This window comes from Exiguobacterium sp. s161 (assembly GCF_018619045.1).
Lineage (GTDB): Bacteria > Bacillota > Bacilli > Exiguobacteriales > Exiguobacteriaceae > Exiguobacterium_A > Exiguobacterium_A indicum.
Map to the genome: position 1 here is coordinate 200,619 of NZ_JACSNH010000004.1, position 26,054 is coordinate 226,672.

Genomic DNA, 26,054 nt, shown 5'->3' on the forward strand with positions numbered 1-26,054 from the left:
CACGAATAAGAAGAGGTAGATTATGAAGACTGAGACGAAAGAACGATTACAGCAAGCTGCTTCACAGATGAAGCAGGAGCCTTTGGCAGAAACGGTCGCCTTCATGGCTGATTTTCACGGGAAAGTCGCTGCTTGGTTACCGGGAGAGTCTGTCGATTTCGTTCACGATTTCGTGACGGCGCCGGAAGCCGATTTGATTGCTCCGATTGAAGGAGACGCGTTACGGACGAAAGACAATTTTGAATTCTTCATGCGTAAGAAACAGACACGGAAAAAACTGGGTGAACTGTTGACGCTTTGGAAGTCGGCACGTACGACAGAGACGTTGAGTCAAATCGATGCGATCGGATTGAAAAAATGGCTCGCTCGTAATGAATTCCGTTCGGAAGACAAACCATGGGATTATTTGAACCGTCTGCATGTTCTGCTATTCCTTGATTTGATGACGACGATCATCGATGATCATCGATTGACGAGTCTGCATGAGCAACTTGTCGGTACGACACCAGTCCCGACGAGCTTCGTACGTCGTCAAGGGGATGTCCGTCAAGTCATCGAAACATTCGCGGAAGAGACGAACTTCACACAAGTGGATGTCGTCAAGGCATCGCTTGTCCGTTATCTCTGATCAATAGGATGCACGAACAAAAAGCCGTCGAGCCCTGTGCCCGACGGCTTTTGTCGTATCTTCTTACTTCGCTTGATGGAACACAATCGATTGTTGCTCTGAATCGTAAAGACACCATTCTCGTTCGAACACGACAGGACCCAGATTGACGGCATGCCGTTCTCCTTTGATGGATAAAGTTTGACCTAGTGGGCTCGGTTTGGCGATGCCATTTTGAAACAAACCTCTGATATGACTATGGCCAAAAAAGAGTAATGGTTCTCGTTGTTGTGACAGATTGGGTAGAAAATCACGCGACCAACTGAGTTGGTCTCCATGAATCAATAATGCCCCCTCGATCCGTTGTTTTCGAGGGCAATCGCGTAACGCATCGATGACAGGAGACAGATGCGGTGGGACGAGCGACAGGATGCGTTCTTCTTGATTGCCAAGCAACGTCTTAAAATCAATCAACTCTAAAAAATCATCATCGAGCGTCACGACGAGGGAGAGCGATTCGAAAGAATAGCGCTTCGCTCGCTTTTTACCGACATGGCATTCATGAACATCACCGAGACAAAACAAATGCGCATCGGGAGCGAGCCGCCGTATGTCAGCTAGGACAGCCGCTGTGTCGGCTAATGAGCTATGAAGATCCGCAAAAAGGGCATAACGCATGATCGACCACTCCTTTGTTAAGGAGATACCCGAAAATGCGTCATGCCCATCTTTTTTCAATTAAGTCGTACGGATCTTATTCTGTTTCGACTGTGACGCCACGTTCTGCAAAGACGACTTTTGCGACTTCAAGTGCGTTCAAGACACGTGGGAATCCAGTGTAAGGAACAAGATGCATGATAGCTTCGACGATTTCGTTTCCTGTCAAACCAGCTGTCAATCCAGTATTGATGTGGAGAGCAAGCTGTGGTTCTGTACCTTGTGTGACGAGAGAAGCAATCGTAACGATTGCGCGGTCACGGTTGACGAGACCATCGCGGCTGTAAACTTCACCGTATGCGAAATCCGTGATCCACTCACCGACTGCTGGAGCGATATCTTTCAGGGATTCAGAGATTTTGTCATGCGTAGATTGTGCAGCGTTTTCGTCTGTGAATTCGCTGAGTTTTTTAACGCCTGTTTCGTGACGTGATTCAAAATGAGTTGCCATGGTAAAGGACTTCCTTTCTTTTTTAACGATGTTCTTATCGTAAAGGAAGAAATACCATGCTACAAATACATGGTTTTTATGAAAGGTATGCTTATTTGGAATACATATCGCTAACGAATTGAATCCACTTCCGCGTCACATACGATTGATAGCGACCGGTCGGAACGGCGATTCCTAAGTGCCACGGGACACGTGTTTCAAGCGGAATCGTTTTGACGCCACGAATCGAAAAGCGATCCGCGATCGAACGCGGCAGGACAGTCACGGCATTTCCTTCTGCGACTAGTAAACATAAGAAGTCCCACTGTGAGCTCACCCGAGACACGTTAGGCGTAAATCCGGCATCTTGGCAAGCGTTCAAGACGACATCGTGTAGCGAGAACGTTTCGTTGAACAAGACGAACGGCATGTCGGAAACTTCTTCTAACGCAATCATCGACCGATCGGCGAGTGGGTGATCATTTGGTAAAAACAAATGCAATTCTTCTTCAATGAAGGGGTGTGTCGTTAAATGCTCATCCGAAGGCAGCACCGTTGCGATCAAATCGACTTCACCGGCGACGACCGCTTTTTCTAGCGCATGCCCACCGGCTTCGATTAATTCGATTTGAATCATCGGATACATCTCTTCGAAGCGACGCAGGAGACCCGGGAAAAACAGTGAACCGATCAGTGGGGGAACACCGAGCCGAATCGTTCCCTTCGTCAGATGCATGACATCATAGAGGTGGGAAGGCAGGTCAGATAACTGCCGCAGAATCTTTTCACCTTCAATCAATAAGGTCTCACCGGCATCCGTCAGGACGATTTGTCGTTTACTCCGATCGAACAAATCCACTTCAAGTTCCTCTTCTAAGTGACGGACCATTTTACTGAGTGTCGGTTGCGTGACGTGGAGATGTTCAGCGGCACGAGTGAAGCTTTTGAAGCGTGCCACTTCCGTAAAGTATTCCAGTTGGCGGAAATCCATCAGTATTCTCCTATTCTTTTGAGTTATAGATGTCATAACAAGTATTCATTTTTATTATTCTTTCAATCAGCGTACAGTAAAGAGACCGAACACGTAAAGATAAAGAAAGAAGGAATTCATCATGATGAAACAACTCGAAGGAAAAGTTTCATTAATTACAGGAGCAGCAAGCGGAATCGGTCTTGAGATCGCTGAAGAATTCGCCCAAGAAGGTGCGAAGGTCGTCATCGTCGATCTTCAGGAAGAAGCTGCAAAACGCTCTGCTGAAACGCTTCGTGAAAAAGGCTTCGATGCGTTTGCTGTCGCAGGTGATGTGACAAGTGAAGAGGCAATCAAATCAAGTATCGAACAGACTGTCGCACATTACGGAACGATTGATATCGTCATCAACAACGCGGGAATGCAACACGTCTCACCAATCGAAGAGTTCTCGACTGAGAAATTCGACTTGCTTCAAAGCATCATGCTTCGTGCACCATTCCTCTATACGAAATATGTCTTCCCGATCATGAAAAAACAAGGCTCTGGACGGATCTTGAACATGTCATCGATCAACGGATTGATTGGTTTTGCAGGGAAAGCTGCTTATAACAGTGCGAAACACGGCGTCATCGGTTTAACGAAAGTCGCAGCATTAGAAGGGGCAACTTCGGGTATCACGGTCAACGCGATTTGCCCAGGATATGTCGATACACCACTCGTCCAAAACCAATTGTCTTCGCTCGCTGAAACACGGAATGTACCGCTCGAACGTGTACTAGAAGAGGTCATCTATCCACTTGTTCCGCAACAACGGTTACTCCAAGTCAAAGAAATCGCGGATTACGCTATTTTCCTTGCAAGTGACAAAGCAGCAGGTGTCACGGGTCAAGCTGTCGTTCTCGATGGTGGTTATACAGCGCAGTAAGCAACAATATGAATGAAGGGAGGTACTTTTTGGATACAATCCAGAAAGCACCTCCCTTTTTTGTTTGATGGACTGAACAAAAACGTTCAGCTAATTTGACGTGAGTGGATTAACGGAAGTTAATGAACTGAACGTCGACCGATAACGGAAGTTCACGAACGATTTGCATGACTTGTTGTAGGTCGTCACGTGATTTACCTGTGACACGGATTTGATCATCTTGGATCTGTGTCTTCACTTTTAATTTCGATTCCTTGACGGCATTGTTGATCTTTTTCGCATCGTCACGATCAATCCCGCTCTTAAGGATGACACGTTGGCGAACCGTATTCCCAGCAGCCTGCTCGACTTTTTCGTACTGCAGGTTTTTTGTCGGGACTTCGCGCTTGATCAATTTTGCTGTTAAGACATCTTTGACTTGATCGAGTTTGAAATCGTCATCTGAGATTAGAATCAAATCCTCTTTTTCGAGCTTCATGTCGCTCTTTGAACCTTTGAAGTCGAAGCGGTTCGTGATTTCTTTTAGTGCGATCTGAACTGCATTCTTGACTTCCTCGATGTTGATTTGTGACACGATATCAAATGAATTATCTTTTGCTGCCATGTTAATCTCCCCTTTCATTCCACTCTCTATTTTAGAGAGGAATACCGGAAGCGTCCACTGCTTTGAAATTTTGTTATAATAAAAACCATGAAATGAAAGGGGTGCTTAGCTTTGAAACAAACAGCAGACATGTTGACGCTCACACCGCAAGAACTGGATGAGCGATTTGCCTATAGTGGAAATGATTTAGGAGCGACCTTCTCAGAGACAGCGATTCGCGTGCGCTTGTGGGCGCCGACGGCAGAACGTGTCGTGATTCGTCTCTACAAGACACTACGCGCACGAAAAGTCGAAGAGGTCGAGATGATGGCAGGCGAACGGGGAACGTACGTCGTTGAACTCGATCGAGCAGCATATGAAGGTTATTTCTATACGTTTCAAGCGAGCATCAACGGACAAAAAGTCGAGGCGGTCGATCCGTATGCGAAAGCCGTCGGAACGAACGGAAAACGCGGTGCGTTGATTGACCCGACAAGTGTGACACCAGAACGATGGATCGAAGAACGCCCACTGTTCCATTCTTCGCAAGACGCAGTTGTGTATGAATTACATGTACGCGATGCAACGAGTCATCCGGCTAGTGGTGTCGTCGCACGTGGTACGTTCGCTGGGCTGACGGAAGCAGGGACACGGACACCAAATGGCGGATTGACAGGACTTGATTATTTAGCGGATCTTGGTGTGACGCATGTCCAGTTACTGCCGATCTATGATTTTGGCTCAGTCAATGAGACAGCGCCGAACGACCCGGATAACTATAACTGGGGGTATGACCCGGTGAACTACTTTGCGCCGGAAGGGTCATACTCGTCGAATCCAGATGATCCACGAACGCGGATCCTTGAATTAAAACAATTGGTACAAGCGTTACACGACCGCGGGATCCGTGTCATCATGGACGTCGTCTTCAATCATACGTATGATGCAGCAACGGTTCCGCTCGGTCAGTTCGTTCCTGGATACTTCTATCGTCAAGAGGCGGATGGTAGTCTCTCAAATGGTAGTTTCTGTGGAAATGATACGGCATCTGAACGTCTGATGATGCGAAAGTTCATTCTTGATTGTGTGACGTACTGGGCGAAAGAATACCATCTGGATGGTTTCCGATTTGATTTGATGGGACTTCATGATGTCGAGACGATGAATCAGGTGCGCCATGCACTTGACCGGATTGATCCGTCGATTCTGATCATCGGTGAAGGTTGGGATCTCGATACGCCACTTGATCCAGAAGAAAAAGCGAACTACTTCAATGCACCGAAAATGCCAGGAATCGCTCACTTCAATAACGGTTTACGAGACGGGGTCAAAGGAGATGTTCAAACGCCGGAAGACCGTGGTTTCATCAGCGGGGCATTCGACCGGACGAGTGAAGTCAAACGGGGAATCGCTGGTAACGTCTCTTCACAAGGATTTGCTGATGAGCCGAATCAGGTCGTCTCGTATGTCGAAGCTCACGATGATTTGACGATTTGGGATAAATTAACGGTGTCTCGCCCAGAGGATACGGAAGAGACTCGTCGGAAACGGCAAATGCTCGCGAATGCCATCATCTTGACGGGACAAGGGATTCCGTTCCTTCATGCCGGACAAGAGTTCTTCCGGACGAAGGACGGTATTCGTGACAGCTTCAATGCCGGAGAGGTCGTCAATCGTCTCGATTATGAACGGGCAGAAACAGAGCGTCCGGCCGTCGAGTACGTCAAAGGATTGATTGCCCTTCGTCGTCAGTATCCGATGTTCCGTCTCGCAAACGCAGCGATGATCAAAAAACATCTGCGTTTCCTTGAAGAAGGGGAAGGTGTCATTGCCTTTGAACTGAAGCGCACCTATGAAGGATACGTCGAACGGCAGCGTGTCTATCATAATGCGACGGAAGAGGATATCACGATTGAATTGCCAAACGGTGAATTCGAGGTGTTAGTGGAGTCGGGTGCCGTTAAGTTGCACGCACCACGACTGCACGAAGAGAAACAGTTAGTCGTCCAAGCATTGACGACGACGGTCATCGCCGAACGAAAAGCGGACTACAAGAAGTATGCGGTGGCAGGTGGTGCAGCATTGACGATTATCGGATTGTTGTACGCAGCGAACAAACGTCGTAAGAAAACCGATTAAATCAAGAAGGACGGAGCGCAAGATGGCTTCGTCCTTTTTTACGTGGATGACAGTCCGATGTCAGTCTGTCATGCAATTGACTTGCGAAAATCATCGAAACATTGTTTGAAGATACATCTTTCGGGAAAATTCATATGTAGTATTTAAGATGTTGTTTTGAAGTGAGAGGGTGTACGTTGTATGTTCGGTTTCGGTGATTTATGGAAATTCTTTTTATCGTTCTTTTTGCTGCTGCCTGTCGTGACATTGATTCATGAGATGGGGCATTACTTTTTCGCCCGATTATTCGGTGGAAACATGGAAATCAATATTGGTTCAGGCAAATCATTGCTTCGTGTTGGTCCGATTCGACTGAATCGTGTTTATTTTTGGGATGGATGGTGTCAGTATGAGGCACTACGTCACGAAACGAAGTTTGCTAATATCATGGTCTACGCTGGTGGATCTATCGCGAACTTGGTGAGTATCTTAGTCGTAAATGGTCTCATATATGCCGGTGTGTTCGAGGCATCGATCTTTACGTACCAATTTGCGTATTTCTCGTTTTATTTCGTCTTTTTCTCCCTCTTCCCAATCGATCATCCGAACGGTTATCCGAGTGACGGAAAAGCAATCATCAATGTCTTCCGTTACGGTAAATCCGACTATCATCCACAATCTTAAACGAAGATTAAAGCCTCCTTCCGCGTTGGAATAGAGGCTTTTTACTCAAGATTTCGATTCGCTAGACGAGTCCGATTCCGTTTTCGCTTGTTCCTGCTCGAGTTCGACGAGCTTTTGAATCAAGATATGGCGCGGCATATGCATCAGTTGTTCAAGTGGTACGTTCAGACGTTTTGCGAGTTCGACAGCCGTCTCTGCTGATAATTGTAAAGGTTTCATCGTGTTCGTCCTCCTTTTTCCATGAGGTTAGTATAACAGGAGGTGCAAGTCGAGCGCATCAATAGTAGCGAGAAACTGTGAAGGTTGATACCGTATGAAGTAGGAAGTGATGCATATGTATAAACCTGCTGCAGAGCTGTTACTCCATGAATCCGTCTCACTGTTCGATCGAATCGGGGAGGATTTGCTTCTTTTTCGAGATCGCCACGGATTTATGAAATGTGATGCGGATTTAAGACCACTATGGGAAACAGCATGTGCGTATGTTCCATTCTCCTGGTACATTGAGCCAGGCGGTGGACGATTGTTCATCGTATTTGAAGAGTCAGCTTATTTTGGTTTACTAGATTTAGAGCAAGGGCATTTAGATTATATCAAGCGACCCGCTGCTTTTTCCGAAGCGTGGTTCAGTAATTTATTCTTGTGGCAAGACGATGAGATCTTCCTATATACGGCAGAAACGGATGTTGTCTGCGTGAACGTTCAAACAGGGGACTGGCGGTACTCAAACTATGAAGAGGCACCGTTGTTCGGACGCTTGATTGAGCGAGGATATGATACACGTTTGACGTTCGAACGGTTCATCGCACCTACGACGATCATCTCCTATGATGATCTACAAAAACGGTATGTGATTTGGGATGCCGCGACGAATCAGGAATCGATTATTCCTTTTTCGGATTACGCGGAGTACTCGCTCGTTGACCACCGGCACCAATTGTTTTCGATCACCGATTCATCTCGCTTTTACTTGTATGAGAAGAGTCAGCTGAAATATAAGTTCGAGGGATGCCATTCCTCCGTTTTACTCAAAAGTGTGTTACTCGATGAAGAGGCGCGACGTCTTGCGATCGTGTCGACATCGGCGACATTTGGCAACACATGGGTTCAAATTTTTCAAAAGACGTAATGAAACATCCTTTTCGCTTTTCAGCAAGAAGGATGTTTTTTGTACGTTTATACAGGAAGGGGACGCATCATGGAACGGCTTGGTCATCTGATGAGTACTTATTTTCGAGGAGTGTTGATTGTTTGGGCAATCCTGCTCGTCGTGCTTGGATATTTCGCTTATCAACTACCCGATCGGCTAGAAGGAAACGGATTTACGCGTGACGGTGATTTTCAACGCGTCGAGACAGTACTCGATCAAGACTTCGGTCAGGATCCGCATACGATCATCGTTCTATTTGAAAATCAAGAGAATCTACGACAAACGATGATGCAACATGTCGAGCGCTTCCGTGATATTAATGGCGTCGGGAACGTCATTGGTCCCGTCGAAAATCCGCGAGCGATTCGTGACGATAAGGGATACGTGACGGTCGGTGTACCAACACTTGATGCGAAATGGGCAGCTGCGGTCACGCGTCAACTGGATGATACCGGGACGATTCGACTAACGGGTGAACCAGTCGTCGTCGATGATTTGAATACAGCGTCAAAAAATGACCTCATCCGAGCTGAGTTGATCGGAATTCCGGCAGCCTTGATCGTCTTACTACTTGTTTTCGGTACACCCGTTGCCGCCATCTTACCGTTGATCATGGGACTCGTCACTTTTGTCTTTGGTGCCGGTGTTCTTTATTTCGTTGCCGGACAACAAGAGTTATCGATTTTCGTCTTAAATGCGGTTGCGATGATTTCCCTAGCACTCGGAATTGATTTTTCATTGCTATACGTCAATCGATTCCGCGAAGAACGGCAGGACGGGCAAGATATTCGGAAGGCGGCGATTCGTTCGGTCGAGACGGCAGGACGCTCGATTTTATTTTCTGGAATCTGTGTATTCGTCGGACTTGCCGGATTGTTATTGATTGATGTTGATGTCTTCCGCGCTGTCGCGATCGGAACGCTCGTTTCGGTCCTTGGGGCCGTCATCAGTGCATTGACATTGTTACCGGCACTATTGATCGTTTTCGGGAAGGTGCTAGAAAAAGGGCGACTCTTCCGGCAACGAGCAGGTCGTAGTGAAGATCGTTGGCGCCGCCTCGCTCGTTTCGTCATGAAGCGCCCGGTCGCAGTGACGATTCTATCTTTATTGCTTCTTTTACCTTGTTTATTGCCGTTACGTGACTTGACGTTAAACATTCCGCAAGCGACCGCTTTACCGGAATCCTATCCGTCACGTCTCGCTTTTGAGTCGTGGGAAAAAACATTCGGAAACGATGGAACGGACGCCGTCCTCATCTTATCTGCTGATGCTTCCTCAGAGGTGGGACGAGAAAAAATCGAAGACGTGACGATTCGACTCGAGTCGGATCCCGATGTACGGTCCGTCGTATCCGCCGCAACGATTGCCGAACAGCAACAAGTGCCGCTCGAACAGTTACTCGCTGTTCCGGCCGGCCGCGAAGCTTTGACGGCATTTCTGTCAGAGAACGACCAAGCACGAATTGACGTCAATTTAAAAGGGGACCCGGGGGATGCAGCTTCGCAAGACTGGGTGCGAAAGATGCAGGCGGACGGTTATCTTGTCGGGGGACCGGCAGCCTTCAATCAGGAAATTTATGATGCCATTGAATCGAAACTCCCACTAGCAGTCGGTGTCGTCGTTTTGGCGACATTCATCATTCTGCTGATTGCGTTTCGGTCCATCTTGATTCCAATCAAGGCGATTCTAATGAATTTGCTTAGTCTAGGAGCGACATTCGGATTACTCGTCATCTTGTTTGAGTCCGGCGCAGTTCTTCCGCAGGAGACGATCGGCATTTTGACACCGGTCTTCATCTTCTCACTCGTCTTTGGTTTATCGATGGATTATGAAGTGTTCCTCGTCTCGCGAATGGAAGAATATTATGACGAGACAGGCGATAACGATTATGCGACCGAGATGGGGCTTGCGAAGACGAGTAAGATCATTACGTCTGCTGCCTTGATCATGATCGTCGTCACAGGGGCGTTTGCCTTCACGGGCGTCAGTCCAATTAAACAACTTGGCGTCGGTATCGCGCTTGCGATTTTTATTGATGCCACAATCGTCCGGATGCTACTCGTCCCCGCACTGATGAAACTATTTGGTCACTGGAACTGGTGGTGGCCAGGTGGTCGTCGTAAAGCGATTCGCAAGTGACACATCGCGTAAGCACATCAGTAGCTATTCGGAGGAAGACGAGCGTATACTGTCGATATTCAATTCAAGAAATTAGAGGAGGCACTTCACTCATGGCAACTCAAGCAATGTTTGAACCATTTACATTACCAAACGGTGTGACGCTGAAAAACCGCGTCTTGATGGCACCGATGACGAACTATGCAGCACAAGAGAACGGCGAAGTATCGGATGCGGAACTCGCGTACTATGCAGAACGTTCAGGCGGCGTCAGTGCGGTCATTACAGCATGTGCGAATGTCACAGCAGACGGTCAAGGATTCCCGAATGAGTTCGGTGCGCATCGTGACGATCTCGTTCCAAGTCTGAAGCGACTCGCAAAAACGATTCAAGATAAAGGCGCAAAAGCGATCTTACAAATTTTCCACGCTGGTCGTATGGCACCACCAGAACTCGTCGGTGGGCAAACAGTCAGTGCAAGTGCTGTCGCACCTGTACGTGAAGGAGCAATGACACCTCGTGCGCTAGAGGCGGAAGAAGTTGAAGCAATCATTGAAGCATTCGGTCAGGCGACACGTCGTGCGATGGAAGCTGGATTTGACGGTGTTGAGATTCATGGTGCGAACACGTACTTGATTCAACAATTCTTCTCACCACACTCAAACCGTCGCGAAGACAAATGGGGCGGTAGCTTAGAAAAACGTCTCGCCTTCCCATTAGCGGTCGTGGATGCAGTCGAAGCTGTCGCGAAACAGGATCCTTCGTTCATCGTCGGATACCGTTTCTCTCCAGAAGAGATCGAAAATCCAGGAATCACACTCGATGATACGATGCGCCTCGTCGATGAGCTGGCGAAAAAAGACCTCGATTACTTGCACGTTTCCGTGATGGACTTCTTCGCAGGTTCGATTCGTGACGAAAATGCAACGACATCACCAATCACGCTCATCCAAGAACGTGTTGGCGAACAAGTACCTGTCATCGGTGTCGGATCGCTGCACACAGCGGACGAAGTCGAACAAGGTTTGGCTGTCGTTCCAATGATCGCTCTCGGTCGTGAACTGATCATGGAACCGAAGTGGGTTGAGAAAGTCGAAGCGGGTGACCTTGCGTCAATCCGGACAGAACTTGATCCAGAAGCACAAGCAGAACTCGTCGTTCCAGATGCATTATGGGCAGGCATCACAAGTCGTCCAGGCTGGTTCCCGATCAAACAAACAAGCAAATAATAGAATAGCATCAAAAAACACTCTAGATCTCGTGTCTAGAGTGCTTTGAGACTGAAGGTAAAGTGCAATTTTTCTCTAACGAGAAGGATTGCGCTTTTTTGTTCGTCTCGCATCGTTTTCCTGGGACAAGCATCGCGCCGCTTCGCTTCGCTGCAGGGTCGTTCTTGCTTGTTTTTCCCTAGGAAGCGATGTCGAGTGAACAAAACGCGTCTCGGATCCTTCTTCTAGATAAAAAAGAATAACGCGTTACACGCCACTCCTACAGGAAAAAGCGCATTTATGCGCTGTCAGAGACAAACGAGACCCGTTTCCTGCTCGAATAGAGCGGGAAAACTGGCTTGTGTCTCGCCTGAGGAAAGGGCGTGAAAAGATGCGTCATTTTTTGGAGTCAGCCCTGTTGTCTATAATTTTTTTGTTTATTAATAGGCAACCTGTCCCATCCGAACGCCACAAAACGTATGCAAGGAGACCGGATCCTGTAGATTCGTTCGTTCCAACATATCGTTTAGGAGCAAGGCACAGACGTAGGCATCCTCTTTCGCATCATGGTGCTGGAAAGAGACGTTGAGGAATTCAGCCATCGTATTCAATCGATGGTTCGGCAACCACGGATACAGTTTGCGGGATAATTTGACCGTGCAGCCGTAGGTGAAAGCGGGCATCTGGTACATATCGTATTTTTGAATCGCTTTCTGGAGCGCCCCCATATCAAATGATGCATTGTGGGCAACGACCAGTTGAGCACCTGCGATTAAATCGTATAAGCCCTGTGCTTCCATCGCTTCAGGTAACGTCGGTGCATCGAAGACATCACTCGGACGAATTCCATGGACCCGGATGTTTCCAGCATCGAAGTTCTCTTCTGGATTGATTAAGACCTGTTTACTCTCCGTGACGCGACCGTTGGAAAGAACGGACCAACCAAACGCACAAATGCTTCGGCTATTCCGATTTGCCGTTTCAAAGTCAATCGCTAATGTATACATGCAGCAGACTCCTTTCTGTCATTCACTAGTAACAGAATACATGTTCGTATTATAGAAGTCCATTAAAAAAGACCATCTGCAAGGCAGATGATCTGATATCCATTCCAGTCACTTCGCGGTGGCGACTTTTTGTTCCTCTGCGACGTACTCCTCCGGTTTAAATAATAGAACGCGATCTTTATAGGCGAAGACAAGGGCCGTCAAGACAGCCATCGCATCAGCGATCGGGAAAGCGAACCAGACACCATTGACACCGAAGAACAGGGGTAAGATCAAAACGAGTGGAATCGTGTATAACGTTTGGCGTGACAAGGACAAGAATAAAGCGACTTTCGCTTTGGCGAGCGATTGATACATCCCGTTGACAATCATTTGAATCCCATAGACGAACGATAAAGCGAATAAGATGCGCATCGCACTCGAGCCTTCCTGCAGCAGTGCTGCTTCTTCCGTGAACAAGCCGACCCAGAAGCGAGGGAACAATTGAATCAGTAACCACAAGCTGATCGATAACGATAAGCCGTAACGGATTGCCAACTTGATGGCAAGCGACATCCGGCTAAATTGCCGAGAACCGAAATTATACCCGACGATCGGTTGCATCCCTTGCACGATCCCCATGATTGGCATACCGACGAGCGCCATGAACTTATTGATGACCGCAAACGTCGCTAGTTCCGTCGTACCACCGTACCGGACGAGCATGTGGTTGACGGTGATGAACAAAATCGATTGGGAGACTTGCATGATGAACGACGATGATCCGATTTGCATCATCCGAAACGTTAAACGGAAATCGGGTTTGAAAGCATTCCGATTGAGTGTTAACCCCGTTTGCCGACGTTTCGTAAAGAAGAATCGGAAAACAAGTGCAGCACCGACGATTTGCGCAACGACTGTTCCGAGTGCAGCACCTTGGATGCCCCAATCAAGACCAAAGATGAACAGAGGTGTCAGGACGATGTTGATGGCAACCGTCGTCAGCATGACGCGCATCTGATAGTTCGCGCGTCCTTCTGCGCGTAGCATTGCACTCGACGCCATCGTCAACATGAAGAAAGGAGATCCGATCAAGAGGACGCGTAAGAAATCGATGCTATACGGCATGATTTCATCTGTCGCTCCAAAGAGACGAAGTAACGGTTCGACGAAGATGAAAGCACTGATGATGGCGAGCATACTGATGAAGAAAACTGCTATCAAGACGTTCGCATAAGCACGACTGGCACCATCCGTCTGTTTTTGACCAAGCCGTTGTGACGCAATCGCAGCCCCCCCGATCCCAATCGAGTTGGCGATTGCCATCAACACGAGCTGGACGGGGAAAGCGATTCCGACAGCGGCAACGGCAGCCGTACCGATGCCTTGAGCGACGAAAATCGTATCGACGATATTATAGAGTGCCGTGACGAGCATCCCGACCATTGCCGGCAAGGAGAGACTAAGTAAGAGCTGGTTGATAGGTGCTTCACCCAAACGGGCAGTGTTTTTATTCATGGAAGGAGAGCCTCCTTTTTTAGACAAGTGGTAAGTAGGGTTTTACTCAGAGTAGTCGCTTCTATGAAGAGATGCAAGAAATCACTCTAGTCAATGTGTTGTGTTCGTCTTATAAAAAAAGGATGCGCCATGAAGCGCATCCGATGGAACTCGTTTTAAGAGGGTGTAGGCAAGTACCCTTTCGAGTACTCGAAAGCAATGAATAAAATGGCACCGAGCGCCAAGTAAGCGAGTAAGGTGATCGTTTGTTGTTTTTTCGGCATCTGGTGATACTGGACCGACTCTTCAGCGAGTCGGAGCGGTTCGATTCGCTGATCGATTCGTCGCAACAACGCATCGTAGTCGTTCGCGGCATCATATTGATACCGTAACAGATCGTCCGCTTCCTGACGTGCCTCTTCCGGACTCGCTTGTCGCAAATCTTGTAAATCGAGACGAAGCGACCAAGCGATCGGGTCGTACGTACTTTCGACCGTTTGTTCTTCCTCCACTTCCGGTGCAAGAGCGACTTCCGCGTTTGCACGTTCTTGTTCCGCCTTTGCGCGTAAGACGCGTTCGCGTGCAGCACGGTATAACATCAAGGTCGATTGGTTCTCTTCATATTGTTTTGCGAACTTATACCGTTTCCAGACAGCACTGCCGCCGAAGAAAGCGATCAAGAGCAGAATCAGGCTGAAGTTCGTGATGCCGTAAGCAATCAAGGCAGCAAGACCCGCAACCCAAACGATGATCGGAAGTCCCGCAAGAATCCGTCCGCCGTCAAGCGGACTGACGGGAAGTAGATTGAAGAGATTCAACAAGGCTCCGAGATGGAAGATGACGAGCCAGAAGTCATTTCCCGTCACAGCGTATCCAATTGCAAGCGGAATCAGGGACACGAGACCCGCGAGTGGTCCACCGTACGCAAGAATCGCTTCTTGTTTTGGAGTCCGGAACGTATCTTTGATCCCGATGACAGCTCCCATGAAGGGTACGAAAATCGCGGGACCCGTTTTAAAACCGAGTCGTTTCGCAGCGAGTAGATGTCCCATCTCATGAATGAATAGGAGATAGAGCAATCCGACTCCGAACCAGACACCGAATACTTGAGCGTAAAAGAGAAGCGAGACTCCGAACGAAATCAGAGTGCCTCCAAACTTCGAAAATTTCAATAAGGCAAGGATGACCTTTCCTTTCGTTAAGAGAAAGGCGCCGGCAACAGCAAGTCCACCCCAACGTTTTTTAGCCATCGTGAAATTCCTTCTTTCATCATGTGACGTTCTTCCTTAAGTGTACGACACAAATGTAGAAAAAGTTTCATTTAGACTGCTCGGGAATCAGATAGAAACAACTGCCATCTGGCTGACGCGCTTCACTACCGACCTGAAAATGGTGTGTCGTCGCAAGTGCTGCGGCAATCGACAATCCGAGTCCACTTCCTGAACGATCACGTGCTGCATCAAGTCGGTAAAACCGATCGAATAACCGAGCACGTTCTTCGTTCGTTAGAGATGTTCCACGGTCAAGAACAGCAAGTCGCTCCTGGCGCAGATGTAATTCAGGAGAAGTGGCATACTTCAGGGCGTTATCGATATAAATCGTCAAGATGCGTAACACCGCTTCGCGATTCGCCCGGATCGTTCCAGAGGCATCAACAGGGATGATCGTCCCTGTCGCGTGATACATCCGATCGGCGAGTTCGCTGCCAAGCTCGGCTAAGTCGATCTCTTCAACAGACGTTTCCTCATAGCCGAGACGAGACAGTTCGAGCATGGGTTCGATCAAGGTCGTCCGCATCGCGTGTGTCTCCTGCAAGATGTGTTCAATCGATTCATCGAGGACGTCCGGCTTCGTTTTGCCCCATCGTTTCAACAATTGCGTATAGCCTTCGATGACCGTCAATGGTGTCTTCATCTCATGCGAGACATCAGCGACGAACTGCCGTTGTTGTTCCATCGTCTGATCGACACGCCCAATCATCTGATTGAAGACGCGACCGAGGCGACCGATCTCATCATCGCGTTCGGTCTGTACGGTCTCAAGCGTTCCAGAAGACGAGATCCGTTGCATCGTATCATTCAGTTGTCTGAGCGGGCGGAGCGTCTGATACGCAATCCAGAAGCTACTGATGAACGCGATGACGATGCCAACGACCAACACGATGGCGAAGGTCAAGACGAGTGTCGAGATCGTATCATCGACGCTTTCATCTTCGAACAAATAAGCTTGATCCTGATGGACGATACCGAACCAATCTCCAGACTTGAAAGGTTCGTTCGAGCGCGGGATACCGGGGAGGTCACTTGCTCGTACGTCTCCGTTAACGGTAGAAGAGTCGTCATCCTCTTCATCGTTTGAAATGACCCATCGTCCATCTTCGTTCGATAAGACGACGGAATCTTCATGAAGCGTCAGTAATGCCCGGACCGATGAATCATCCTCCATCAATTCCTCCGCCTGTTCCAGTTGGGTATAACGCGATTCAATCAAATGATTGCGGACGACGAAGGTCACGACGATGAACGAAAGCAACAATAAAAGTGTCGTAAAGGCGGTGACGGATAAAGCAAGTTTCGTTCGAAGCTTCATGGGTTCGCCTCCCTCAGCACATAACCAACCCCACGAACGGTCTGAATCAAAGCAGGAGGGTGGGCATCGACTTTTTTCCGAAGATAACGAATGTAGACGTCGACGATATTCGTCTCGCCGAAGTAATCGTACCCCCAGACGCGATTTAGGATTTGTTCGCGTGTCAGGACATGTTCCTTGTTTTCGAGTAAATACGTCAGGAGTTCGAACTCACGTGGTGTCAAATCGAGTCGCAATTCATCGCGAAATGCTTCGTGTCGATCAAGGTCGAGTACAAGATCAGCGAACTGTAACGTGCGCGATGCGTTATTCGTTGAAGCCGGAGTGCGGAGTAACGCCCGGATCCGGGCAAGTAGTTCCTCCATCTCGAACGGTTTCGTCACATAATCATTCGCACCAAGGTCGAGTCCTGCGACTTTATCGTAAACTTCTCCACGTGCCGTTAGCATAATGACGGGGACATGAATGCCTTTTCCGCGGAGCCTGCGCAACACCTCGAAGCCGCTCAGCTCCGGCATCATCACGTCGAGTAAGACGAGATCAACCGAATGCTCAGCGGCAGCGAGACCATCTTTTCCGTTAGAGGCGACACGTGTCGCGTACCCGGCATATTGAAGTTCGAGTTCAAGGAGGCGTGCGATTTTCGCATCGTCCTCAACGATTAAGATGGTGGTTGGCATAAACATCCTCCTTTAATGATCATTCATCGATTTCTGTTACTTCGTCTGACGCGTTCAACTCAAGTTTGACGGAACCACCGACTCGGACGTCATCATCTTGTTCCATGTTTGATGCACGAGAGTATGACTTTTGTGCACCGTTTTGTTCGATGATGATCTCTTGATTCGTTATTTTAGCGAGCGTGCCGCGGACTTCTTGTTCCCGTGCATCGTCAGGGTCTTCGTCGCGTGTAGCATTACGATCCTCGTCGTCATCTTCGCTGTCGATTTCACGGACTTGACCGTCTGCATTCAATTCGATTTTTACGATATCCCCAGATTTCGCAGCATCACGTTCCGCACGATCCGCAATCGCGTAAACCGTCTCTTGCCCATCTTGTTCGAGTGTCAATTCACTTTGTGATAGGGCACGAAGGATGCCGTATCGTTCATTCGCATCGTCTGATGAATCATCTGAGCGATTGCCATCGTCTTCTCGGTCATTCCGATCGTCTTGATTTTCTCGCTCCAGTTCCGTGATTTGCTGATTCGCATTCAGATCGATTTTGACCCAATCGCCTTCTTGCACGGCTTCGCGTTCGACTGACGAAGCAAAGTCATACGTCTGAGCGTCACCATTGACGTCGATCGTCATTGAACGATTCGATAGTTTTTGTAATGTGCCTTCGAGTTCCTGATCGTCACGCATCGAAGCTGGAAGCTTTTGTTCGACTTGGCGCGAAGCAGCTTCGACTTTTTGCTCTGCCTGCTGTGAAGTGGTGACCGTCGAGTTGACGAGAGAGTGTCCTGGACCTGTGAAGAGGAGGAACGCGCCGGCTCCTGTTAAGACTGTACCCGTTACGGCAAGTGTAGCGATTCCTTTTTTGAAACGTTTATTCCCTTTATTTGTTCGTTTTTCAGTCATGATGATGTCCTCCTTTAGTAGTGGCTGTTGTTCTTATACATAGAATAACCAGACCACGTGAAAGGAAGCTGAGGAACAGATTAGAATTTGATGAGAATTAGATCGTCTTGATGATTCGAGCCGGATTTCCACCGACGACGCTGTTTGCCGGTACATCCTTAACGACGACACTTCCTGAGGCGATGACAGCATTATCTCCGATCGTCACACCGGGATTGATGACCGCGCGTCCACCGATCCAGACATTATTTCCGATAGCGACCGGTTTTCCGAATTCATAACCGCTGTTGCGCTCGACAGGATTGAGTGGATGGGTCGCAGTATAGATATGTACTCCTGGAGCAAGCATGCAGTTGTCGCCAATCGTGATCGGACAAATATCGAGCAAGACACAGTCGTAGTTGGCATAAAAGCGAGCCCCTAACGTAATGTTGTAGCCATAGTCACATTTAAAGGTCGGTTCAATGTAAAAGTCGGCTTGCTCCGTCTGGAATAATTGTTGAAGAAGTGCCTTCCGTTTAGTCCCATCATGGACACTCAATTGATTGAACTCATAACAGAGCGATTGTGCCCGGATACGGTCAGCTACGAGTTCCGAATCTTGTGCTAAGTAGAGTTCCCCTTGAATCATCTTTTCTTTTTCAGTCATCTGATTCACTCCTTCATCGTTATTACTTTCATTAGACTAAATGGTACCCGGTGATGCAACTGATATCCCGTTAAGACAAGCGAAAACAGGATAGCCGAAGCTATCCTGTCGAAATTCAATCCTTATGCCAATTCAATTCCGCCTGTGACACCATAGATTTGCGCCGTGACATAGCTCGCAGCGTCTGAAGCGAGGAAGACATAGACATCTGATAGTTCGACCGGTTGACCACTGCGTTTCAGTGGTGTTTCCTGCCCGAACTCTGGAATGTTCTCGCTTGGCTGACCACCCGAGATTTGAAGCGGTGTCCAAATCGGACCAGGTGCGACGGAGTTGACACGGATTCCTTTTGGCGCGACTTGTTTAGCAAGTCCACGCGTGAAACCGTTGATAGCAAACTTTGTCGATGCATAATCCAAGAGGTTCGCGCTTGGGTTATATCCTTGAACGGATGTCGTCGTAATGATCGAAGCCCCTTCTTTCAAGAGTGGCAAGGCTGCTTTGACGACCCAGAAGAGGGAAAAGACATTGATTTCGTACGTTCTGCGTAGTTGCTCCGTCGACAGGTCGAGAATGTCTTCGACGGCTTGTTGTTTACCAGCGACAAGTGCCAATATGTCGAGCCCGCCGAGCGATTCGTGTGCTTCTTTGACGAGTTGTCCACAGAACGCTTCATCACTTAAATCACCAGGTAAGAGATATGCTTTTTGTCCTGCTGCTTCAACGAGTGCTTTGACTTCTTCCGCATCCTGTTGTTCTTCCGGTAAGTAGTTGAGCACGATGTCAGCCCCTTCACGAGCATAGGCAATGGCTGCTGCTCGGCCGATGCCGGAGTCGCCACCCGTAATCAGTGCTTTTTTGCCGATCAATTTGCCAGAGCCTTTATAACTCTCTTCGCCACAATCGGGAACAGGTTCCATTTTTGCTTGAACCGCTGGTGCGTCCTGATATTGTTTTGGGAAATCGTCATTGAAGTATTGGGTTAACGGATTTTTCGATGCAGCCATGTAAACATTCCTCCTGAAAGTTGGTTTTGGTATAGGGTGTATGTTCCCTCAACAGGTCGGATTAAACGTTTCTGATCGTAGTAAATTTGGAAATTGATGGTTTACACTAGAAAAAGAGGAGTGTGAAGAAGATGATTACTGGATTGTATGAAGCTCATTTACCGGTCAAAGAACTTGAACGATCAATTGCCTTTTATGAAAAATTGGGACTTGCATGTGCGTTCCAAAATGAACGCGTCGCTTTCTTTTGGATCGAGCACGGCAAGAGTTGATTAGGTTTATGGAAAGCCGGTCAAGCCGAGTTACCGTATCATCCATCGATTCGACATGTGGCGTTTCGAATGGAGCAAGAAAATATCGATAAAGCATAGGACTGGTTAAAGGAGATGGGCATTATCGTCCGATCCGCCTTTGGTGTAGCGGCAGCCGATCAACCGCTCGTTCTCGATAACCATCCACATGCGCACGCGGCGATCTACTTCGAGGATCCAGATGGAAATTCACTCGAGTTGATTGCACCGTTACGCTTTGACATGGAGACGGTGAACGGCACGATGCCGTATCAAGACTGGCAACATCTATTTGAGACTGAATCGGAGAAAAAGACGATATAACTGGTGTTTTCATTCGAAATCGCTTCCTAAGGAAAAACAAGTAGGAGCGACCCTGAAGCGAAGCGGCGCGATGCTTGTCCCAGGAAAACGATGCGAGACGAACAAAAAAGTGCAATCCTTCTCGTTAGAGAAAAATTGCACGTTGTCTTCAGTCTAAAACAAGCAACGGTGATCCGTTGCTTGTTTGATTGATCGTGTAATGCGCTTAGACACGAGCGGATTGACGCTCATTCATCGCTTGCAGAGCTGCTTGGTTCAGCAAGTTCCACGGTTTGTTGTAGTGCGGTTGGAAGAAGAAGTCGACGAAAGCGAGCTCTTCAAGTGTCATATCGTTTTGAATCGCGACAGACAGTGTGTTCATCGCTTGTGTCAAATCAACTTTTGAGATGATTTGTGCACCGACGACACGGTGGGTTGCTGTCTCGAAGACGAGCTTCAATTGGACGTCTTCTGCTGTTGGCATGAACTCTGGGCGATACGCATCTGTGACTGTCGTGCTACTCACTTCGAGTCCGAACAAGGGTGCCGCTTCTTCTGTCAAACCAGTCGACGCGATGTTCAAATCATATAGGCGAAGACCAGATGTGCCTTGTGTTCCTTGGTAACGAATCTTTGGTGCGCGCAAGTTTTTACCAATCAATGTTCCCATCCGGACAGCATTCGTTGCGAGTGGAATATAGGCATGTGTCCGAGCTGGATTGTAATAGACGGCACAGCTGTCACCAGCAGCAAAGATGTTCGGGTTGCTTGTGCGCATATAATCGTCAACGATGATGGCACCGTTCGGTAGCATGTCGACCTGTCCTTTTAAGAGTTCCGTACTTGGGCGGAAACCGACACAGAGAATGACGAGATCCGTTTCGAACGTTCCTTTGTCTGTGACGACGTGTGTCACAGCGCCGTTTTCCCCTTTGAAGCTTTGGACGGTTTGCCCGAGTTCGAGACGAATACCACGGTCTGTCAATTCACGTTCGATGACGTCAGTGAATGAGCGGTCGAGGTATTTGTTGAGAATGCGATCCGCACTATCAATGAACGTGACGTTTTTTCCGTATGCTTCAAACGCTTCGACGAGTTCAGCACCGATATACCCTGCACCAACGACTGTGATCCGTTGTGCTTCTGTCGCTTTTTCAATGATTGTTTGAGCATGGTGATAGTTTTTACAGAGCTCGATTTGATTCAACTCGATGCCAGGAAGCATCGGAATGATTGGCCATGATCCTGTCGTCATGATGAGTTTATCGTACGTATCGTAAACGACTTCACCAGTCATGAGGTTTTTCGCAACGATCGTTTGGCGTTCACTATCGATTTCAAGCACATCATGTTTCAGACGCATCTCAGCGCCGAGTTCAGCGAGTTCACTTGGTGATGAGTAGAAAAGTGATTCCGCATGTTTGACGACACCACCGACGTGAAGCGCGATTCCACAAGAGAGAAACGATACATTGTCATTCCGCTCATAAACGGTAATCTCGACGTCTTGTTGCGAAGCGAGTTCTTTGACTGCTGCTGTTCCTGCGTGTGTACATCCGATGACTGCTACTTTCATGGGTAAAGTCTCCTTTGTGTTTTGTTTGTGATAAATATCACATTCGTTTGATATACTTAGTGTAATCCTTCACAAGGTCGTTTTCAAGTAGTTTGTTCAATATTGAGCATAATCTTGTCTAAATTGTGAATGAGTGAGCAAAAGTGTTTGGATTATGTGAAGAATGCGTAAAACTGTTTTAGTTACTGAAATTCGGGTTATAATGAAAGTAGATTTTTAATGAAGGGGTGGAAACCGATGGATACCGAGAGGACCAATCATCTATTCAGCTTACCTGATTTTTAGCAGTACCGGTCAAAACGAACAAGACGGTAATGGCTTATAAAAATCAGGGAGAGCGAAAATAGATGAATACCCAAACGGGACGTATAAAACCTCTCCCACGATGTAAACGGGAGAGGACAATAAAACATGAAACGAATCGCAACCATCTTAACCGGGACGCTGATCATGGCGTTCGGTTACTACACATTGAATGAACAGTTCGGATTAGCAGAAGGCGGCTTTATCGGATTATCGTTGCTCGGTCGATACTTTTTTGATATCAATCCTTCGATCTCAATGATCGTGCTCGATATTCCATTTTTCATCGGTGCCTTGTACTTCAAAGGGAAACGTTTCGTCAGCGAAGCGTTACTTTCAGCAGGTGCGTTATCAGTCTTTTATGAGATGTGGCACCGACTCGATTTGTTCCACTTTCCAGAACAGGCTTGGCCAGCGACGCTCATCGCAGCGATCGCTAGCGGAATCGTGACCGGATATGGTCTCGGACTTGTTTTGAAAAGTGGAGCGGCAACAGGTGGAGACGATTTGCTATCGATGGGACTCAGTAAACTGACAGGTCTATCGATCGGAACGATCTTGTTCGGACTCGATGCCATCGTGTTAGTCATCTCACTCGTCTATCTGCCGCTCAGCTTAACGTTATATACGTTACTGGCTGTAGCGATCGCTGGACGTGTCGTTGCTGTCATGACACGGGAGCCTGTCATCGTACCGGCACCTGTCGTACAAAAAGTCACGCAGTGAGACAGATGAATGTTTAACAAAATCATGTATCGGATTCGACATCGTCGAGTCCGATTTTTCAGGTTCATGGATTAGAAAAAACGAAAGGAGAAGGATGAGATGATTCGACAAGCACATGCTTCTGAAGCGCAACAGATTGCCCCGTTGATTGAGCAGGCGATTCATGAGATTGCTGAGACACTGACGGGAACGACAAAGCGGGAGGAAGTTTTAGAGCGACTCGCGTATTTCGTCGCTGAAACAGGAAATCGACTGAGCCATGAGAACATCCTCGTGAAAATCATCGAGGGTGAAGTAGCAGGTATCGTCATTGCATATGCCGGGACGGATGCGAAACGACTCGACGAACCGATCAAAGCACAACTGAAACGTTGGACGGGTCAAGATATCCAGATCGATGTCGAGACGGAAGGACCGGTCTATTACTTGGATACTTTATCGGTTGACGCGCGTCATGGTGGAAAAGGAATTGGAACAGAACTATTGCAGGCAGCAGCGGAAGAGGGCGAGAAACGAGGACTACAAGCGTTCACCTTAAACGCTGATCAAACAAACGCCGGGGCACAGCGCCTGTATCGTCGTCTCGGCTTCGAACCGATTCGGACGATTGAAATCAGCGGTGGTACCTTTGATTATATGGAACGTCGTTACGATACGCAGCAATGAAAAAAAACATGTCGATTTCCACGGTGTCATTCGGGAATCGACATGGTTTTTCGTATGCATGCAGTTCTGCCATCAAGGCGTTAGTTGATACAGCATCGCTTGCGCGTCTTCTGGTTCGTAGCGGCTATCACTCGTGAAGCGGGCGATTTGTTTGACGTTTGGTCGCACGCCTTGGGCGTGAAGGCGCTCGAGCAATCGACCAGTCACGTAACTCTGATCGGATTTTGGTTCTGCGTTCCATTTACTGACCGAACCGATCGGAACGATTGCGGCATCCGGTCGTTCGGACTGGAATTGGCGAGCTTCCTCATCGGTAAAGACTGTCGCGCCGATTGGAAGAGTCGCTACGTAACGCGCTAGTTCGATCGTCGCCGGAGGACGCGTGGCTTGCTCGTTCAACGCGAGGCTACCGATCGTCAACTGAACGACTAAAAACGGCAGATACATCCGCAACGGAAGCTGACGGATCGACCAGATGAGTAGCAACAGGACAAGCGGTAAGACGTGACGGGGTTTATCGATATTTTGTCCGAGCCAGACCCAGACGAAATAGAGTCCAGCCGTCGCTCCCCAAGCGACATCGATCGTCCAACGTCTGCGTAAGAGTAGGAGCAGTCCAGACACTAGTCCGATCCATGTGCCATAGCCGATTCCATGCCAGAAGAGTTGCTGAAACGTCTGGGCAAATCGTTGAACGATGGAAGCATCATCGGTCTGAGCAGAACCACCCCAATCGGAAAAATGACCGCTGACGAAGCGGATTGATAATTGAAGAAACGAGTAGGGTCCACCGACAGAAAAAGCGACCGGTAGCAACCAAGCCAGCTGCGCCATAACAAGAAGGGCGCACTCGGATAAGAGTAGCCAGTAATCCTTCCGTACTTGCCACAGCAGGACAAGCAACATGAAACCAAATGGCGCATAGGACAGTCGAGTCGCCATCAGTAAACCAAACAGAAGATACGGAAGCCAGCGACGAATCTGATGCCGTGCGCGTTCGATGCTCCAGCCGTACCAGACGAGTAGTCCGAGGGCAAGCCCATCCGACATCCCGGTCGCAGCGAACGTCACGAGTGAGGCAGTGGAGAGAACGGTAAAGGCAGCGATCAGCCGAGTCGTATCATACGCATGACGGCGAAAGAGCGAGTAAAGTGGCAAGAGCGCACTTGCCAGTCCTAATGTGGAGACGAGTCCGAGCGCTTTGACAGGTATCATTAGTGGCAGAAACAGGTTGGCAAATAAAATGAAAAAGGGATAACCCGGAAAGTGCGGACGTAAATCAGCCAAATCATAATCGGTCACAGCTAACGTGAAGTTCGCAATATCGTAGCTCGCGATGAAGGGACTGACGTAAATAATCCGTAAACCAATCCAGCCACCGATGAATAGCAGCGTGATCCAAAAAAGCGATCGTCCACGCGGACGTGAACGATCGCTTCGGACGGTCAAGAAACCTCCTGTAAGGACTTTGATGACTTCGATGGTTTGTTTTGACGGAGCAACATCCAACCGGCAAAGGCGAAGTAGCCCCACCAAGCGACGACTTGTTCGAGCGATGGGTTATGGCTGTATCCGAACATCGCGGCCATGAACGTTCCGATCTGTCCACTGATCAATGTCGAGTTTCCTGTATCACGCAAGTATTGTACCTGATCGATGTAGTGCTCCGGCATGAAGCCAACGATGTTATATACAGCAGCTGGTGTGCCGTCAGCATTCATCAAAAGACTACCGAGCAAACCAAGATCTTGGAAGCGTCCAATCGTTTGGACGAGCATGCCGGCTGCGATGAATAGAATGAGTACGCCCGTCACTTGGAAGAAGCGTTTGACGGGAATCTTCATAGAGCCGGAAACGAATAAGTATCCGAAGATCAAGGCGAGTAACAGACCGGAAACCGCGCCATAACTCGTTAGTACTTTTTCGATTTCCCCACCTGAGATGGCAGCGAAGAAGAAGACGGTCTCAATTCCTTCTCGAACGATGACGAGGAAGGAGTGGATGATCATCGTGATGGCACTACCCGTCGAGACGGCAGCGGCGACCTTCGCTTGGGAGGCTTTTTGATTCTCTTTCGCTTCCTTTCCCATCCAGAGGACCATGTGTGTCAAGAGCAAGACGGAGACCATCATGATGCCGAGACGGAGATACGTATCGCTTCCGAAGCTCGCAAAACTCGTAAAGACGACTTGGAACAGGAACGCGACACCAAGGCTAGCGAGAAGTGCCAACCCTACACCTGCGTAGACCCACTTTTTATATTGTGGAGCGTTCAATCGATCGAGATAACCTAAGATCAACCCAACGATGAGAACAGCCTCGAGACACTCCCGAAGCGTAATCAAAAACGCTTGAAAATCCATCT

Annotated in this window: 27 protein-coding genes; 11 read left to right on the forward strand and 16 right to left on the reverse strand. The window is 48.3% G+C overall.

The window, feature by feature from the left end; genetic code table 11:
* The first annotated feature begins 22 nt into the window (after window positions 1–22).
* Complete coding sequence (locus tag KNQ14_RS12205) at window positions 23–628, forward strand: hypothetical protein (RefSeq protein ID WP_050678446.1); 606 nt, start codon at window positions 23–25, stop codon at window positions 626–628.
* Window positions 629–691: 63 nt separating this feature from the next.
* Here KNQ14_RS12205 and KNQ14_RS12210 read toward each other — a convergent pair whose 3' ends face one another.
* The 3 genes from KNQ14_RS12210 to KNQ14_RS12220 form a co-directional block, all read right to left on the reverse strand.
* Window positions 692–1,285, reverse strand: coding sequence for a metallophosphoesterase family protein (locus tag KNQ14_RS12210; RefSeq protein ID WP_214861171.1), 594 nt, complete (start codon window positions 1,283–1,285; stop codon window positions 692–694).
* A gap of 76 nt (window positions 1,286–1,361) precedes the next feature.
* A complete protein-coding gene (locus tag KNQ14_RS12215) occupies window positions 1,362–1,775 on the reverse strand; it encodes a carboxymuconolactone decarboxylase family protein (protein WP_214861173.1) in 414 nt (137 codons plus the stop codon).
* Window positions 1,776–1,866: 91 nt separating this feature from the next.
* A complete protein-coding gene (locus KNQ14_RS12220) occupies window positions 1,867–2,745 on the reverse strand; it encodes a LysR family transcriptional regulator (RefSeq protein ID WP_214861175.1) in 879 nt (292 codons plus the stop codon).
* Window positions 2,746–2,869: 124 nt separating this feature from the next.
* On the opposite strand from KNQ14_RS12220, the gene KNQ14_RS12225 reads away from it, so the two are divergent.
* A complete protein-coding gene (locus KNQ14_RS12225; protein WP_371743354.1) occupies window positions 2,870–3,652 on the forward strand; it encodes a 3-hydroxybutyrate dehydrogenase in 783 nt (260 codons plus the stop codon).
* A gap of 109 nt (window positions 3,653–3,761) precedes the next feature.
* Here the strand turns inward: KNQ14_RS12225 and KNQ14_RS12230 are convergent, their stop codons facing one another.
* Complete coding sequence (locus KNQ14_RS12230; RefSeq protein WP_023469671.1) at window positions 3,762–4,256, reverse strand: YajQ family cyclic di-GMP-binding protein; 495 nt, start codon at window positions 4,254–4,256, stop codon at window positions 3,762–3,764.
* Between the two features lie 111 nt (window positions 4,257–4,367).
* Here KNQ14_RS12230 and pulA point away from each other — a divergent pair, with 111 nt between their 5' ends.
* A complete protein-coding gene (gene pulA / locus KNQ14_RS12235; RefSeq protein WP_251138393.1) occupies window positions 4,368–6,374 on the forward strand; it encodes a type I pullulanase in 2,007 nt (668 codons plus the stop codon).
* A 180-nt stretch (window positions 6,375–6,554) separates the two neighbouring features.
* Entirely contained in the window at window positions 6,555–7,037 is a 483-nt protein-coding gene (locus KNQ14_RS12240; RefSeq protein ID WP_214861179.1) for a site-2 protease family protein, read from the forward strand.
* 45 nt (window positions 7,038–7,082) lie between these two features.
* Here KNQ14_RS12240 and KNQ14_RS12245 read toward each other — a convergent pair whose 3' ends face one another.
* Window positions 7,083–7,256, reverse strand: a complete 174-nt coding sequence (locus tag KNQ14_RS12245; RefSeq protein ID WP_195865986.1) for a YycC family protein — start codon at window positions 7,254–7,256, stop codon at window positions 7,083–7,085.
* Between the two features lie 115 nt (window positions 7,257–7,371).
* Between KNQ14_RS12245 and KNQ14_RS12250 the strand changes: the two genes are divergently transcribed.
* The 3 genes from KNQ14_RS12250 (at window position 7,372) to KNQ14_RS12260 (ending at window position 11,534) form a co-directional block, all read left to right on the forward strand.
* Complete coding sequence (locus KNQ14_RS12250) at window positions 7,372–8,166, forward strand: hypothetical protein (protein ID WP_082202585.1); 795 nt, start codon at window positions 7,372–7,374, stop codon at window positions 8,164–8,166.
* Window positions 8,167–8,235: 69 nt separating this feature from the next.
* Window positions 8,236–10,326, forward strand: coding sequence for an MMPL family transporter (locus tag KNQ14_RS12255; RefSeq protein WP_214861181.1), 2,091 nt, complete (start codon window positions 8,236–8,238; stop codon window positions 10,324–10,326).
* Window positions 10,327–10,418: 92 nt separating this feature from the next.
* Window positions 10,419–11,534: an NADH-dependent flavin oxidoreductase gene (locus KNQ14_RS12260; RefSeq protein ID WP_214861183.1), complete on the forward strand. Its 1,116-nt coding sequence runs from the start codon at window positions 10,419–10,421 to the stop codon at window positions 11,532–11,534.
* Window positions 11,535–11,953: 419 nt separating this feature from the next.
* Here the strand turns inward: KNQ14_RS12260 and KNQ14_RS12265 are convergent, their stop codons facing one another.
* From KNQ14_RS12265 to KNQ14_RS12300, 8 genes are all read right to left on the reverse strand, one after another.
* A complete protein-coding gene (locus tag KNQ14_RS12265; RefSeq protein WP_035395622.1) occupies window positions 11,954–12,520 on the reverse strand; it encodes a 3'-5' exonuclease in 567 nt (188 codons plus the stop codon).
* Between the two features lie 108 nt (window positions 12,521–12,628).
* Window positions 12,629–14,017: an MATE family efflux transporter gene (locus tag KNQ14_RS12270; protein ID WP_035395624.1), complete on the reverse strand. Its 1,389-nt coding sequence runs from the start codon at window positions 14,015–14,017 to the stop codon at window positions 12,629–12,631.
* 155 nt (window positions 14,018–14,172) lie between these two features.
* Entirely contained in the window at window positions 14,173–15,246 is a 1,074-nt protein-coding gene (locus KNQ14_RS12275) for a site-2 protease family protein (protein WP_058265688.1), read from the reverse strand.
* 67 nt (window positions 15,247–15,313) lie between these two features.
* Window positions 15,314–16,585 carry a sensor histidine kinase gene (locus KNQ14_RS12280; RefSeq protein ID WP_214748679.1) on the reverse strand — a complete coding sequence of 424 codons (1,272 nt, stop codon included), beginning with the start codon at window positions 16,583–16,585 and terminating at the stop codon, window positions 15,314–15,316.
* A complete protein-coding gene (locus KNQ14_RS12285; RefSeq protein WP_023469660.1) occupies window positions 16,582–17,265 on the reverse strand; it encodes a response regulator transcription factor in 684 nt (227 codons plus the stop codon). The genes KNQ14_RS12280 and KNQ14_RS12285 overlap by 4 nt, the downstream gene beginning before the upstream one ends.
* Window positions 17,266–17,284: 19 nt before the next feature.
* The gene (locus KNQ14_RS12290) at window positions 17,285–18,169 is read right to left on the reverse strand and encodes a hypothetical protein (protein WP_251138394.1); all 885 of its coding nucleotides are present in this window, start codon (window positions 18,167–18,169) and stop codon (window positions 17,285–17,287) included.
* 97 nt (window positions 18,170–18,266) lie between these two features.
* Entirely contained in the window at window positions 18,267–18,818 is a 552-nt protein-coding gene (locus KNQ14_RS12295) for a maltose acetyltransferase domain-containing protein (RefSeq protein ID WP_214861185.1), read from the reverse strand.
* A gap of 122 nt (window positions 18,819–18,940) precedes the next feature.
* Window positions 18,941–19,825: an SDR family oxidoreductase gene (locus KNQ14_RS12300; protein WP_214861187.1), complete on the reverse strand. Its 885-nt coding sequence runs from the start codon at window positions 19,823–19,825 to the stop codon at window positions 18,941–18,943.
* A gap of 131 nt (window positions 19,826–19,956) precedes the next feature.
* On the opposite strand from KNQ14_RS12300, the gene KNQ14_RS16930 reads away from it, so the two are divergent.
* Entirely contained in the window at window positions 19,957–20,097 is a 141-nt protein-coding gene (locus KNQ14_RS16930) for a hypothetical protein (RefSeq protein WP_353047626.1), read from the forward strand.
* Window positions 20,098–20,211: 114 nt separating this feature from the next.
* Window positions 20,212–20,439 (forward strand): VOC family protein, encoded by a 228-nt coding sequence (locus KNQ14_RS16935; protein WP_371743353.1) that lies wholly within the window; start codon window positions 20,212–20,214, stop codon window positions 20,437–20,439.
* A gap of 205 nt (window positions 20,440–20,644) precedes the next feature.
* Here the strand turns inward: KNQ14_RS16935 and KNQ14_RS12310 are convergent, their stop codons facing one another.
* Window positions 20,645–21,994, reverse strand: coding sequence for an FAD-dependent oxidoreductase (locus tag KNQ14_RS12310; protein WP_214748676.1), 1,350 nt, complete (start codon window positions 21,992–21,994; stop codon window positions 20,645–20,647).
* Between the two features lie 411 nt (window positions 21,995–22,405).
* Between KNQ14_RS12310 and KNQ14_RS12315 the strand changes: the two genes are divergently transcribed.
* Both KNQ14_RS12315 and KNQ14_RS12320 read left to right on the forward strand, forming a co-directional pair.
* Window positions 22,406–23,023, forward strand: coding sequence for a YitT family protein (locus KNQ14_RS12315; RefSeq protein ID WP_064300662.1), 618 nt, complete (start codon window positions 22,406–22,408; stop codon window positions 23,021–23,023).
* 99 nt (window positions 23,024–23,122) lie between these two features.
* Window positions 23,123–23,689, forward strand: a complete 567-nt coding sequence (locus KNQ14_RS12320; RefSeq protein ID WP_214861188.1) for a GNAT family N-acetyltransferase — start codon at window positions 23,123–23,125, stop codon at window positions 23,687–23,689.
* 72 nt (window positions 23,690–23,761) lie between these two features.
* Here the strand turns inward: KNQ14_RS12320 and KNQ14_RS12325 are convergent, their stop codons facing one another.
* Window positions 23,762–25,138: a hypothetical protein gene (locus KNQ14_RS12325; RefSeq protein ID WP_214861189.1), complete on the reverse strand. Its 1,377-nt coding sequence runs from the start codon at window positions 25,136–25,138 to the stop codon at window positions 23,762–23,764.
* Window positions 25,135–26,052, reverse strand: a complete 918-nt coding sequence (locus KNQ14_RS12330) for an FTR1 family iron permease (protein ID WP_023469651.1) — start codon at window positions 26,050–26,052, stop codon at window positions 25,135–25,137. Before KNQ14_RS12330 ends, KNQ14_RS12325 begins: the two co-directional genes overlap by 4 nt.
* Window positions 26,053–26,054 lie beyond the last annotated feature (2 nt).